Annotated in this window: 15 protein-coding genes and 1 pseudogene; all 16 read left to right on the top strand. The window is 61.0% G+C overall.

The features are described 5' to 3' along the window. Nucleotides 1-454: STY4534 family ICE replication protein (locus BMZ43_RS18685; RefSeq protein WP_093254880.1), on the top strand; the 454-nt coding region annotated here is incomplete at its 5' end. Between the two features lie 141 nt (nt 455-595). Further along, nucleotides 596-763 (top strand): hypothetical protein, encoded by a 168-nt coding sequence (locus BMZ43_RS26565; protein WP_165904673.1) that lies wholly within the window; start codon nt 596-598, stop codon nt 761-763. A 50-nt stretch (nt 764-813) separates the two neighbouring features. Next, nucleotides 814-1,062 carry a hypothetical protein gene (locus BMZ43_RS18680; protein ID WP_027597851.1) on the top strand — a complete coding sequence of 83 codons (249 nt, stop codon included), beginning with the start codon at nt 814-816 and terminating at the stop codon, nt 1,060-1,062. 72 nt (nt 1,063-1,134) lie between these two features. Continuing rightward, nucleotides 1,135-1,692: a hypothetical protein gene (locus BMZ43_RS18675; RefSeq protein ID WP_093255685.1), complete on the top strand. Its 558-nt coding sequence runs from the start codon at nt 1,135-1,137 to the stop codon at nt 1,690-1,692. Between the two features lie 113 nt (nt 1,693-1,805). Continuing rightward, nucleotides 1,806-2,237 carry a hypothetical protein gene (locus BMZ43_RS18670; protein WP_093255682.1) on the top strand — a complete coding sequence of 144 codons (432 nt, stop codon included), beginning with the start codon at nt 1,806-1,808 and terminating at the stop codon, nt 2,235-2,237. Between the two features lie 64 nt (nt 2,238-2,301). Then, on the top strand, nt 2,302-2,853 hold the full coding sequence (locus BMZ43_RS18665; protein ID WP_093255679.1) for a hypothetical protein: 552 nt from the start codon (nt 2,302-2,304) through the stop codon (nt 2,851-2,853). Nucleotides 2,854-2,937: 84 nt separating this feature from the next. After that, entirely contained in the window at nt 2,938-3,642 is a 705-nt protein-coding gene (locus tag BMZ43_RS18660; protein ID WP_093255676.1) for a DUF5983 family protein, read from the top strand. A 285-nt stretch (nt 3,643-3,927) separates the two neighbouring features. Continuing rightward, complete coding sequence (locus BMZ43_RS18655) at nt 3,928-4,560, top strand: DUF3275 family protein (RefSeq protein WP_093255673.1); 633 nt, start codon at nt 3,928-3,930, stop codon at nt 4,558-4,560. A gap of 76 nt (nt 4,561-4,636) precedes the next feature. Then, nucleotides 4,637-5,002, top strand: coding sequence for a hypothetical protein (locus BMZ43_RS18650; RefSeq protein WP_093255670.1), 366 nt, complete (start codon nt 4,637-4,639; stop codon nt 5,000-5,002). 65 nt (nt 5,003-5,067) lie between these two features. Continuing rightward, nucleotides 5,068-5,646: a hypothetical protein gene (locus tag BMZ43_RS18645; RefSeq protein ID WP_093255667.1), complete on the top strand. Its 579-nt coding sequence runs from the start codon at nt 5,068-5,070 to the stop codon at nt 5,644-5,646. A gap of 54 nt (nt 5,647-5,700) precedes the next feature. Beyond that, nucleotides 5,701-7,152: a DUF6094 domain-containing protein gene (locus BMZ43_RS18640; protein ID WP_093255664.1), complete on the top strand. Its 1,452-nt coding sequence runs from the start codon at nt 5,701-5,703 to the stop codon at nt 7,150-7,152. A gap of 116 nt (nt 7,153-7,268) precedes the next feature. Further along, on the top strand, nt 7,269-9,512 hold the full coding sequence (locus BMZ43_RS18635) for a DEAD/DEAH box helicase (RefSeq protein ID WP_093255661.1): 2,244 nt from the start codon (nt 7,269-7,271) through the stop codon (nt 9,510-9,512). Nucleotides 9,513-10,616: 1,104 nt separating this feature from the next. Beyond that, nucleotides 10,617-10,967: a recombinase family protein gene (locus BMZ43_RS18625; protein WP_371913890.1), complete on the top strand. Its 351-nt coding sequence runs from the start codon at nt 10,617-10,619 to the stop codon at nt 10,965-10,967. Next, complete coding sequence (locus BMZ43_RS18620) at nt 10,964-11,437, top strand: YfbU family protein (protein ID WP_177344830.1); 474 nt, start codon at nt 10,964-10,966, stop codon at nt 11,435-11,437. Before BMZ43_RS18625 ends, BMZ43_RS18620 begins: the two co-directional genes overlap by 4 nt. A 142-nt stretch (nt 11,438-11,579) precedes the next feature. Continuing rightward, a pseudogene (locus BMZ43_RS18615) lies at nt 11,580-11,855 on the top strand (YqaA family protein); the annotation flags it as partial. Beyond that, the gene (locus BMZ43_RS18610; RefSeq protein ID WP_256563028.1) at nt 11,852-12,568 is read left to right on the top strand and encodes a TraX family protein; all 717 of its coding nucleotides are present in this window, start codon (nt 11,852-11,854) and stop codon (nt 12,566-12,568) included. The pseudogene BMZ43_RS18615 and the gene BMZ43_RS18610, both read left to right, overlap by 4 nt. The last annotated feature ends 97 nt before the right edge of the window (nt 12,569-12,665 follow it).

Here is a 12,665-nt window from a genome sequence, read left to right as displayed (position 1 = left end):
CGAAAGCCAATACTTCGACCTGCACACCACCGGTATCGGTTACCTCAACCGCATCCGCGAAGTGAAACCCAAAGGCAGAGGCGCCAAGCCGTTTTTGGCCGTCACCGTAGCAGCCCTGTGCGGCAGCAAAGAAGCGGTGGAATACCGCTACATCGACTGCAATGTCGTCGGCGCCGAAGCTGAAAAGCTGGTTCGTCGTTGCATTGAAGCCGTCAACGCTGAGAAGAAGGTCCTCGTGTCCTTCCGCATCGGTGATTGCTGGGCTGATCCCTTCACCTACTCTTCCGGACCGAAGCAGGGACAACACGGCGCAAGCCTGAAAGGTCGCCTCCTGTACATCGGCTGGATCAAAGTAGAAGGTGAGTTCGTCTACGAAGCCAAACCGCGCGACGCAGCCCCGGCTGAGCAGCAAGGTACGGATCAAGGGGATGACAGCGACCAATCGGCCGCTTGATTCACTCAGTTCTTCCAGGCGCCCACAGGGCGCCCCTGCTCTACCTAGGCTTTGCCACCTTTCTCTTCGCACACCCATCCGGGGGCACCATCCCCGGACCGGGGCATGGTGATCTCCATTAGCTGAATTTTGGAGCCCATCATGCAAGTCATCGCCACCATCAAGTCCGAGCTGCCCGCCCTGCCCATCGTTGCCGAAGTCTCCTATGACGACGTCACCGAAGAGCTGCTGAGCAGCGACCTGTTCTGCGACAACGCCTGGTTCCTGTTCGAGATGAACGCCACCAGCGCTGACCGCGTCCAGGCCTGACTGACCACACCCTATAGGCGCCCTCGGGCGCCTTTGCTTTTGGAGGCCCCATGGCTACCGATACCCCTGCAGGCTTCGGCCGGCTCGCCTTCGAATCCGAAGGCAAACACTTTCCCCTTCAGGTACTGCGCAGCAACGCGGGCTACTACATCGGCACTGTCGATGAGGATGGCTTTCCGCTGAGTCGCGAGTCGAAGGAGTACTTCCGCAAGCAGGCCGAGGCTGACCAAGCCCTGGCAGAAGGCACCTGGACCCAGCACGGTTTGTCGTCGCTTGTTCCTGCCTTGCTTGGCTTCTAACCCGCTTCGTCTACCCTTGAGGGATTCGTCATCCCTTAAGGGCATGATGGATCCCAGGACGTTGGAGGCATCATGGATTTGATTATTCAACACTTCGAAGGCCAGGCTTTCGTTAGCAACCCGTACGTACCTGGCACCTCTCTTCGCCAAGACCTCTTTGAGCGGCAATTCACCATCCTCCTTCATGGGTTGATGGAGCTGCTTGAGGACTCCGGTCGCGGCACCTTCCACATCGATGGCTACGTCCAGCTCGGCCATTGCGGCCTGCTCGATGACATTCTGCCCATCGCCCTGGACGCTGTCCGACAAGACCGCTATCCGATACCTGCAGCAGCGCTTGCCTTCTGCCCGAAACGGATCTCCGTTTCCGATCGCCACGGCCACCTGGTCATGGTGGGCAAGGTGGATCGGGAGAGCCGCCGCATCGACTGGATTGACCCCTGCCGCACGGCTGAGGAAGAGAAGGTGGTGCTGGCTCAGATCCAGCTGTTGCGTTCGCGCTCTGCGTTCCAACACGGCTGGGACAACTTCAGCACGTCTCACCTGCTTGATACTGATGCCGACCTGCTCAAGGGCCGCTTGGTCCACAAACTATGGCGACCGCACGTGAGTGCATTGTTGAACGCCTGATCTCAACTCCTCCCATTCGGGGCTTTCCCCGAGTGGGGTATGGCTCCGACGCACCTTCGTGTTTGCCAGCTAGCTATCGATTGCTATGCTGCGACTTCAACAGGATGTGAACCATGCCATATAACGTTGTGATTTCAGGATGCGTCGAGTGCGCGGTCGTAAGCCTTGAGGCTGCCGGTCAAGCCCTCACCTTTTACCGAGCGCTAGGCCACAAGCCGCGGTTGTTTTACTCGATGTCCTTCGATCACCTAGGTGATGAGATTGATGACGCGGGTAAGCCCGTGCGCGAGTACACCTCAATGAACGCAGCGGAGTTTGCCGAGTACCTCAAGAGGTTTCGTCAGGTCCGATACGCCCGCGATCACGATCTCGACTGCCCTACCATACCTGCGCAGGTTTTCAGCATATTCGGGACCTACAAAGGCCGTGAACGCCTGATAGCTGAGCTTCATTACCAGGGCGAATCAGAGCAGTCCGCTGAGATTCGCGTCCATACCCATTTGCTACGTGTCACCCAGGGCCTCATGGCTCTCGAAGACCTGTAGCAACACCTGACCACTACCCAGAGGGGCTGACCCTCTGGGCGGCTCTTCGTCCGAGGAGCTGCACATGAACAACGATTCGACTTCCGCTACTCGTACCATCACCGAGCACACCGGCCTGGTGGCCGTGCTGGCCGACCTGCAGCGTCAAGGTTGGCGCGCGACTGAGCTTTGGGATGGCGAAGAATGGGGCCCTATCCACGCCTCTTGGTCCGCCGAAGAAATAGCGGGGCATGCAACAGAAACCGAGTTGGCCAAGCTGCGCTTCCTCTCGGAAAGCCACGCCGGCCATGAAGGCTCGATGCTGCTGGTCTGGGGCAACAGTCCTATCGAACTAATCGCCGACATGACCACGGCGAATGGCTTCGCCGAGGCCGTCGAACGCGCTCAGCGGACGGTTTGGCCACACTACCCCGAGGACGAAGTAGCCACCCGCTGGGCATGTCCGAAGTGCGGATCTGCAGATGTCTCGGCAGAGGGCGGTGAGGAACCGTCTGAGCCTCTGAACGGCACGCTTGATGGTGAATCTACCATTGACGATACCTGTGAGATCACCTGTAACACCTGCCAGCACCAAGACAGCGCGATGTTCTTCGCTATCGATCTAGACCAGCTGTAGCACACGCTCAAACAAGCTCAAACACCATCACACCACCCAGGGGGGCCGACCCTCTGGGCGGCTCCTCTTTCCGAGGAGACGCTTATGACAAATCCCAACCCCTTCATCCGCGGCTACCAAAACCTGTACATCCGCCGCGAGCTGATGATCACTTACGAAGAGCACTTTGCGCCCTGCTACCGGCAGATCGGGGCTGAGCAACAGGATGCAGGCGACGACCGACTGGTAGGCCACCACGCCATCTTCAACGACACCCATGCTTTAGCTATCGAGCCGGAAACGGTCACCGACGACCAGCACACTCTCTACCCGGCCAACGGGCAGGTACGCGCTGTCGTTTATGCAGTTCGTGCTACTGAGAATGGCGAAGAGCTTCACCTCGGCGATACTGAATCGCGACCGCGGGCCGAAGGCCTGCTCAAGCGCATCCAGTTCGAGACGGGCTTCTACAGCCGCTCCTTCGAAATCACCTCGGCGCATTTGCCAGATGAGGAGTGGGACGAGCTGCAGGACCTGGTGCAGCACGCCGATACCCAGCCACTAATGTTTGAGTGTTTCACCCTGCCAGACAGCGATGCCATTGGCTTCAAGCTGCACTGTACGCCTTGGACGGATGAACATCTCGCTTATGCCTGCGCCTGTTCACTTTCGGAAGTTCAGGCCGCTATGGAGGGCCAAGGATTCGAGCCCGAAACCATACGGGTGCTCAGCCTGGCAGGCCAGGCCGACGTCAGGATCTTGATACTTGATCCCAATGGCTGCCTGCTCGAAGGCCTGCCTCAGTTCTAATTCCCCCTATCAGGCGCCTCCGGGCGCCTTTCTTTTGCGCGGGCTATTGACCAGGTACGGCGTCGCTTTCAGAATTCACAGCACATGCCGCTGACGTTGTCAGCCATGCCCAGGTGGTCAGGATCTCACGACCACGGCGCCCCGCGCTGATCCAACCCCAAGCTTGCCGAGCATCCGGTAGCGCAAGCGGTCGGCTCCGCCGATGGATGCACCTCTCACCGTTTTCTCCCACAGGGTACCCATCCCCTGCTGGGCATGGCGTGCCCCCTATTCACGAGGACCGCCATGATCAAGATCCCCGGCCACCTGGCCATCCGCACCATCCAGGGACGCAACGGCGCTTTCAACGTCGGCCGGCTCTCTACCTCTATCGGCGAATTCGTCATCAAGGATGCTGTGCTCGAGCAACACGTCGAGGGCAAGTACCGAGGTGAGTTCGTCATCACCGAGATCCGTGCATCGTCCTACAGCACCGGCGGCCGCCTGGTCATCGAGATTCGCGCGCGCCTGGACAGCATGGTGCTCGAGGACCTCGATACCCTGACGGCCTACGACAACGCGCAGATCGATGCGCAGTCGCCGGATCCACTTGATGAAGAGCTACCTGTCGCGGCACCGCCGCCAAAGGTTCGACCACAACCCTCTCGTCCCGCCAGGCCTGCCAGTACCCCGGTAGTACCTGCAGACGACAACGCACCCTTCGGGATGCCGGCATCACCAGCATCTACCCAGCTGACGCCTGAGCCAGATGTCGATGAAGCTGACCAGGAGCTCTTCGGTACGGTCTGGCCACTTGGCGAGACCGTGCGGCTGGACTCCACGGTCGACCGGCACCGCCTCAGGCAGCAATGCCAACGGCTGGGCCAGTTGGGCTACACCATGGACTTCAAGTCGCAGGCCTGGAACCACGCGGCCTGACCTCCCCCTTCATAACCAACCCGGCTGGGACCTCTCCCAGCGGGAAGGCCTGGCCATCACCACAAGGACCTTCCCTATGGGCTGGCTGTTTTCTCACCCCACGCGCGATGCGCTGATCTCCGAACTCACCGCCAATGGCGAGACCACCAACTGCACACGCACGGTCCTCGATCATCACCTGGTCGACAACGTGCTGTGGCAGGTCGTGAGGCTGGTACCCAAGCGCGATGGCATCTTTCCCGGCGTCGCCGCCGGTGAAGCTTGCGTCCTGATCGGCTGCGACCTGCTGGACGTTCATGGGGGCCAGTGGGGCCACAAATCACTGGACGAAAGCTCGGGCCCCTTCTACTGGAGTTGCCCGCTGCACTTCCTGCCCAGGGCTACCCACGGCATCAATTCCGAATGGCGCGAAGGCGTCCGGCGATACCACGCGGCGCGCTGAGCGTCCTCTCTCACCCACCTCGGGGCAACCGCCCCTGGGCGCGTTGCCTCCCTCAGGAGCTGACGATGCCCCTTTACCCTATCGATGAGTGCCCCGATCTGCTGGTTGACGCCTGTGTCTGCGATGAAGAGCGGCGGCTGATCTTTCTGTCGGCCTGGGGCCGCGACACCGCCGTCCAGGAGTTTCTAGCCAGGCTCACCCTGGGACGCAGCGAAGGCGGCCTTGAGCAATTCCACCTGGTCCAGAGCGGTCGCAGCCTGCCGGTTTTTCCGGACGCGGAGCGGCTGGAGAAGCGCACGACCCGCCAGCTGCGCGGCACCCTGTTTGGCAGCCTACTTCACGTCTGGCTGTTCGACGGGCGCTGCGCGGTACCGGATCGTGCCAATCACCTGGCCTACGCCCTGGTGCGGGAAGGCGTCGACCCCCTGACTAGCCTCTGGCCACTGGTGGTCGACACCTGCCCACTCCCGCTCCTGCCGCACTGGCAGGGACCGGTCATGGAGCTGCTCCTGCAGGAGCGGATGCTCGAGCGCCTACCCGGCGCCCTGGGCGACCTGGCCGGCTGGCGACTCCGACTCAAGCTCGACGAGCTGCAGTACCACCTTGGCCAGCGTATCCGCGCCGGTCAGCTCACCACCTCCTGATCGGGCCGCTTGCGGCCCCTCCTCTCTCGCTTTCCCAACACTGGAGCTCCGACCATGGCCCTGATGTTTCCGCGCCTGGCGCGCAACTTTGCCAAGAACGGCTATTACCCCACCGACGAGGTCACGCTCGAACGGACCCTGCAGGCCCTGAGCCCTGCCTCCACCGGCACCATGCGGATCCTCGATCCGTGCGCCGGCGAAGGTGTGGCCCTGGCGGAAGCTGCTCATACCCTCGGCCGTGAGCGCGTCCAGGCCTGCGCGGTGGAATACGACCGGGAGCGTGCCGAGCACGCGCGCGGCCTGCTCGATCGCGTCCTGCAGGGCGACCTGATGGACACCATCGTCACGCGGCAGGCCTTCGGGCTACTCTGGCTCAATCCACCCTATGGCGACCTGGTCGCCGACCACAGCGGCGCCACCCAGTATCAGGGCAGCGGCCGCCGGCGACTGGAGAAGCTGTTCTATCAGCGCTCGTTACCGCTGCTGCAGTACGGCGGCACCTTGGTGCTGATCGTGCCGCATTACGTCCTGGACGATGAGCTGTGTGGCTGGCTCTGCAATCACTTCACCGGCCTGCGGATTCATGCGGCTGCGGATCCGACCTTCAAACAGATGGTGATCTTCGGTATCCGGATCCGCCGGCAGGACCTGGCAAGGCCCGCTGACGTCAAGGCAACCCGAGAGCACTTCCGTGCGATCGGCAGCGGTGAGGCCTCGGCCGACCCGCTACCGGAGGTATGGCTTGGGGAACCCTATGGTGTGCCAGCCGCCGTCACGGAGCTGGAGCACTTCTACCGCGTCACCCTGGAGCCCGAGCAGCTCGCCCTGGAAACAGGTCGACTGGGCGGACTCTGGAGCGACTTCACCCTGCACTTTGGCCAGGCTGGCCAAGTACCACGACCACCGGTCAAGGCGCTGTCGCAATGGCACCTGGCGCTGGCCCTCGCGGCCGGAGCGATCTCGGGCGTGGTCACCTCTCCCAATGGGCGCGTCCTGGTGCTCAAGGGCGACACCCACAAGGAAAAGGTCAGCCGCACCGAATTCACTGAGGATGAGGACGGCAACGTTCTGGAGTCGCGGATCCTGACCGACCGTTTCGTGCCCGTCATCCGGGCCTGGGACATGACACCGGGATCTCAGACGCTGGGACAGGTCCTGACCATCACCTCGGCGCCGGCAGCGGCCGAGCCACCACCATCTGCAGCACCTGAACCACTCCGGCCACCGGCAGGACGCTTCGACCCTGGTCGGATCGTCATGACGGCAGCGGTGAGCGAGCTGGTGGAACGCGGTGAGCTCAACCCCGTGACCTACCTGCGACGTCACCTGCAGGCGGACTGGGGCGAGCTTGACCAAGAGGACAAGCACAGCAACGACCAGGCCCTGCGCCTGGGCAATCGGCTGTTCTCCAGCTACGACACCCCGATGTCCGATGAGCCCCGGCTCTGGATCATTACCGAAGCTGACCGCAGCGTGACCACGCTGCTGTTGCCCTCGGACTACTAACCCGACCCGCCGCCGGCGGCCATGCTGTTACTCGACATCCTGTTACTTCCATCCCCTGGGTACGCCGATACCCATCCGGGGTCGGCCGTGCCTGTTTCTCATCTCAGGAGATCCACATGACCGACCTCAACGCTGGCCAACCGGCCCTGCTCACCACCGTCAGCCTGACCGACTTCATCGCCGAGTTCGGCGAGGGTCTGCTCGACTCCCTCAACCGTTCCAACCCACCGGTCTATGCCGGCGCCGCTCACCCCGGGCGCCAGGCCGTGATGGCAGGTCTCAAACGCACACCCTTCCCGGCGCAAGCCGATGTCGTCCAGGCGATCGCCGCCCTGCTGCTCGACCGCGGCGAACAGGCCGGGATCATCAACGCCGAGATGGGGACTGGAAAGACCATGATGGCCATCGCCGTGGCCGCTGTACTCCACGCAGAGGGCTATCGCCGCACCCTGGTCGTCTCGCCGCCCCACCTGGTCTACAAGTGGCGGCGCGAGATCCTCGAAACCGTCCCGGGCGCGCGCGTCTGGGTGCTCAACGGGCCGGACACCCTGGTGAAGTTGCTCAAGCTCCGCCAGGCCCTAGGCGAGCCGTACGATGGTCGTCAGGAGTTCTTCATCCTGGGCCGTGTGCGGATGCGGATGGGCTTTCACTGGCGGTTGGCGTGCGGTACGCGCCGCGCCGCCGGTGGACGGCGACTGGCCTGCTGCACGGACTGTGGTCGCGTGCTCGAGGACGAGGAAGGCAACTACCTCACCCTGGAGGACTTCCAGTGCGAGGAACGACGCCGGCAGTGCCCGAAGTGCAAGGCGCCCCTCTGGACGCTGATGCGCCCGGGCAAGACCGCGAGTGGTGACAGACGCAGCGTGATCCTCAAGTCGATGTGCCGCATACCCACCATCGGCCCCATCCGGGCCGAGAAGTTGGTGGCGGACTTCGGAGAAGAGTTTCTCGCCACGATGCTGGCTGACAACGTCCACGAGTTCATCAATCTGATGGACGCAAAGGGCAACTTCGTCTTCAGCGACCGCCAGGCCAAGCGAATGGAGCGGGCGATGGCCAACCTGGAATTCGGCTTCGGCGAGGGCGGGTACCAACCGACCGAGTTCATCAAGCGCTACCTCCCGGACGGCTACTTCGACCTGCTGGTGGTGGACGAGGGACACGAGTACAAGAACAGCGGTTCGGCCCAGGGCCAGGCCATGGGAGTGCTGGCAGCAAAAGCGCGCAAGACGCTGCTGCTGACGGGCACGCTCATGGGCGGCTACGCCGACGACCTGTTCTACCTCCTGTTTCGGATCCTCTCCCGGCGCATGATCGAGGACGGCTACCGACCGAACGCGCGCGGCAGCATGGCCCCTGCGGCCATGTCATTCATGCGCGACCACGGCGTGCTCAAGGACATCTACACCGAGCGCGACAGCCAGTCGCACAAGACGGCACGGGGCAAGAAGCTCTCGGTACGGACGGTGAAGGCCCCAGGCTTCGGCCCCAAAGGCATCCACCGCTTCGTGCTGCCCTTTACCGTGTTTCTCAAGCTCAAGGACATCGGCGGCAATGTGCTGCCGGCGTACCAGGAGGAGTTCATCGACATCCCAATGGAGGCGCACCAGGAGGCGGCCTATCGGCAGCTGGCTGGCAAACTGACCGCGGAGCTCCGCCAGGCCTTGGCACGGCGAGACACCACCCTTCTCGGGGTGGTGCTCAATGTGCTGCTGGCCTGGCCGGACTGCTGTTTCCGGCCGGAGGTGGTGAAACACCCCCGGACCCGGGACACCTTGGCCAGGGTCGACGCGATCTTCGACGAAGACCAGGCCAGCCCCAAGGAGGAGGCGCTGATCGAGCTGTGCCGTCAGGAGAAGGCGCTGGGCCGCAAGGTGCTGGCCTACACCGTCTACAGCGGCACCCGGGACACGACCAGTCGGCTCAAGCGGTTGCTCGAGCAGGCCGGTCTGAAGGTGGCGGTACTGCGTGCTTCGGTGGATACGGCCCGGCGCGAGGATTGGATCCTCGACCAGGTCGACCGTGGCGTCGACGTGCTGGTCACCAACCCGGAGCTGGTGAAGACAGGTCTGGATCTGCTGGACTTCCCGACCATCGTCTTCCTGCAGACGGGCTACAACGTCTACACCCTGCAGCAGGCAGCGCGCCGGTCGTGGCGGATCGGTCAGAAGCAGGCGGTACGGGTGCTGTTCTTCGGCTATGCCGGCAGCTCGCAGATCACCTGCCTGCAGCTGATGGCCAAGAAGATCGCGGTGGCTCAGAGCACGTCGGGAGACGTTCCAGAGTCTGGGCTCGATGCGTTGAACCAGGACGGTGATTCGGTCGAGATGGCGTTGGCCAGGCAATTGGTCAACGGGTGAGATTAGCCCCCTCTCAGGAGGGGGCACCTTGTCAGAAATCCAACCGTGACCGGCCTGTCACGGTTGACTAGAGGCCCATCTTTTGGGAAAGTGGACATGAGGACTGCAAACGCGCATTTCCGGGCTTGGCTGTCCAGTATTGGCCCCCCGGACTTTCGGCAGCAGTGAAACTGGTACTCACTGACGTAGGGACAACTGATAGGCCTATTGGCTGATGATTCGGTTGGATTCTGAACCAAAGGACACGGAAACGTAGTTCCGAAGCTAAAGAATCGCTGCGACTATGCCTCGAAATTCTTGAAAAGCGCCTTAGGGCGCTTTTTTTTGTGCTCAAAAAGACCTCTGGATGGTGCCTACCAACACGCCTCTAGGGGTTCGTCTTGGAGTCCAAGTGACGACCGAGTACATACTTCCCAACTGCCTGTCATGGATCGGCTCCAAGACCAGAGTGCCCTCGATCGCTCGGAGCATAGTGACCCTTTTCTTGTGCGCCATTGCGTGACTGCGATCGTGATAGAGCTCAGCACCTAGCACGATGAGGCTAGCAATGAACGCTGGTACGTCATCGATACAAAGACATCCGTGCCTGAAAAGATCGTTCTGCTTGCCTTCCCATATATGACGCACGCCGAAACCGCTCGGTGCTGATCCTCTTAGCGCTCTGTGCTCCCCCATACGCAGGTACACAAATGCCTCTTGGAGCTGCAAGGGAGCGATGGCGGGAATCACCCCGAACACCTGGCCACCCGCAGGATGATCTATCAGGTGGTTCTTCTTCCATGTCTGGTCTACTGGCACAACAACCTCTGCTGACTGCGCACACGATGTTAGCTACCAGTGCCGCCAAGTGAAAGCGACCATCCTTCATCAGCCCAAGCCGTCGAAGCTAGTGTTCGTTTAAGGTATACCTCAAGCGCTACATCTTTCAGCACGGTTCTAGCCGTAGCGAAAAGTAGCCAAACAAACCCAAACGACTACAGACATATTTCGATACTCCAAACGACTACAGGAGCCCCGCCATGTTCGTTCGCGCCTCGACAGACGATCAGGACGCCACCCGCGCACGGGAGGCCTTGAGCGCCTTCCACGGAGCACGGCGCCCGGATCGCCGCCACCTACGTCGAGAACGCCTCAGGCACACTGCTGGAGCGTCGCGAACTGCTTCGCCTGCTGGCTGATGCCGAGCCGGGGGACGTGCTGCTGTTGGAAGCGCTAGACAGGCTGTCCCGCCCAAGGCAAAGGCGGCGGGAGTCTACAAAGGGCGGCCGAGGGATGAGCAGTTACACGCGCGGATTAGCGAATGCTTGGCCGGGGGGATGTCTGTGCGGGGGACGGCCAGGCTGCTGGGGTGGTCGACCAGCACCGTCAACAGATGTCGCTCGACAAAAGCGAATGTTCAATTCGGATGCTAGGCTCCAATCCAGGGCGCGGTACCCGTCTAGTGAATGGATATGAAACCAACCAATGAGCAAAAGCTGATCATTTTGATGCTGGCCGATATTGCCGAAAAGCTGGGAGCGGATACCCATTTCGATCTTAAGCTAGTCGCAAAGGCCATTGGGTACGATTCAGCCTGGATGCTTCCTTTTGAATACAGCATGTCATTCGAAAATGAAGATCTACCGGTAGAGGTAAAAGACGTCATCAACGTCTTGGACATGTTCGACTTCATCGAGCGTGGAGTCGAAGGCCTGAGCCCTGACGATCAAGCAGAAATCAGGGTTGTTCCAAATGGTCACAATGTGGTGTTTCGCGGCTTTGATGGGAACAACGAGACGACCCATTACGGAATCGCTGGCCACCTCGTCAATGATCTGAAGCGATTCAGTCGCTTCTATGGCAGAGACCTCAATAGCGATCGCCTCTTCTCCATGTATATGGCCGCATGCTGGAGGCCTATGTGCCTATCCGTCGCAACGTCGTAATGCGTGAGATGAGGAAGGATGGAAAACTCGCAGTAGTCGCAGAGTCAGTGCATCCCGAGCGCCGATATGTTCAGGACCTGCTTGACTACAGCAACTGCTATCTCCTGCCTTAGGCAATAGTCGATAACCAGCCCCTAAGAGGCTGGCCACGGAGCGGTATCAGACCTGGGCACTACTAATGATCGCAACGGCGGGCAATGTATTGGGTTCAGTCGTGAACTGGTGGCTTGGCCGCTCGGTTGAGCGCTATGGTCGTGGTTCGCTGTTGTTCAGCTGGGTGCCTATCATCGGCGATCCGATTACCGTGGTAGCGGGGATTCTGCATGAGCCCTTCTGGTGCTTTCTGGTGCTCATCACATTGGCCAAAGCCGCTCGTTATCTGGTGCTCATCCGACTGACGCTGGGATGGCTGGGGTGACAGAACACGACCGAGACAAGGGCCTGGATCTAATCAAGTGGCTCGCGATCTTTACCATGGTGTTGGATCATCTACGCTATCTCTGGCCTAACGCTGAATGGCTGTTCATCCTAGGCCGCTTGGCCTTTCCGCTGTTCTGTCTGGGTATCGCTGCGAACATCGCGCGCTCGCCGGCTGGCGAGCTCTATACCGAACGCAACGCGCGCTATCTCATCAGGATGACGGTGTTCGCCGTCTTTTCCGAGCTTCCTTATCGACTGCTGTCTGACGACAGCGGCACGCTCAACGTCATGTACTCGCTGATGCTGGGATTGCTGATTGTCTGGGGAGTCCACCATCGCGGTCGCGACGGACTGTTGCTGGTATTGGTTAGCGTCAGTGTGGCGGTGCTCATTCGCGAACGGCTGATGTATGGCGTCTTTGGCGCACTGCTACCTGCGGCCCTGCTGCTTGCCATACGCCGGCCAGGCCTGCTGTGGCTCCTTCCTGCCGCGCTCTGCGTGCTAGCCAACGGTCGCAATCGCTGGGTGGAGGAATGGGATTTGCCAGTATTCGCCGCGCTTACTCTGCTGGTAGCTTTCGTCGCCCCTGGACTCGGGCTTTGGCTGCTAAGTCGCTCCTACGACTTCAAGATCTGGCCAGTGCGTCGGTGGAGCTACTGGTTTTACCCAGGGCATTTGACCGCTCTGTACCTGATAGACCTGGTGGCTTGACCCCTTCCCAGATCTACTCTCTATCACCTCTTGCAGAAGGGACCGACACAGCTATCTCGGTCGGTTCATGCTGACATTTCTACTATGATGTAGCGTT

The organism is Pseudomonas sp. Snoq117.2 (genome assembly GCF_900110545.1).
GTDB lineage: Bacteria > Pseudomonadota > Gammaproteobacteria > Pseudomonadales > Pseudomonadaceae > Chryseomonas > Chryseomonas benzopyrenica.
This window is presented reverse-complemented; position numbering and strand designations above follow the sequence as displayed.

Bases quoted from the DNA above. Each gene is read 5' to 3' on its own strand.
- BMZ43_RS18650 (WP_093255670.1), top strand. From the start codon at position 4,637: ATGGGCTGGCTGTTTTCTCACCCCACGCGCGATGCGCTGATCTCCGAA.
- BMZ43_RS18635 (WP_093255661.1), top strand. From the start codon at position 7,269: ATGACCGACCTCAACGCTGGCCAACCGGCCCTGCTCACCACCGTCAGC.
- BMZ43_RS18665 (WP_093255679.1), top strand. From the start codon at position 2,302: ATGAACAACGATTCGACTTCCGCTACTCGTACCATCACCGAGCACACC.
- BMZ43_RS18620 (WP_177344830.1), top strand. From the start codon at position 10,964: ATGAAACCAACCAATGAGCAAAAGCTGATCATTTTGATGCTGGCCGAT.
- BMZ43_RS26565 (WP_165904673.1), top strand. From the start codon at position 596: ATGCAAGTCATCGCCACCATCAAGTCCGAGCTGCCCGCCCTGCCCATC.
- BMZ43_RS18640 (WP_093255664.1), top strand. From the start codon at position 5,701: ATGGCCCTGATGTTTCCGCGCCTGGCGCGCAACTTTGCCAAGAACGGC.
- BMZ43_RS18660 (WP_093255676.1), top strand. From the start codon at position 2,938: ATGACAAATCCCAACCCCTTCATCCGCGGCTACCAAAACCTGTACATC.
- BMZ43_RS18670 (WP_093255682.1), top strand. From the start codon at position 1,806: ATGCCATATAACGTTGTGATTTCAGGATGCGTCGAGTGCGCGGTCGTA.
- BMZ43_RS18655 (WP_093255673.1), top strand. From the start codon at position 3,928: ATGATCAAGATCCCCGGCCACCTGGCCATCCGCACCATCCAGGGACGC.
- BMZ43_RS18675 (WP_093255685.1), top strand. From the start codon at position 1,135: ATGGATTTGATTATTCAACACTTCGAAGGCCAGGCTTTCGTTAGCAAC.
- BMZ43_RS18680 (WP_027597851.1), top strand. From the start codon at position 814: ATGGCTACCGATACCCCTGCAGGCTTCGGCCGGCTCGCCTTCGAATCC.
- BMZ43_RS18645 (WP_093255667.1), top strand. From the start codon at position 5,068: ATGCCCCTTTACCCTATCGATGAGTGCCCCGATCTGCTGGTTGACGCC.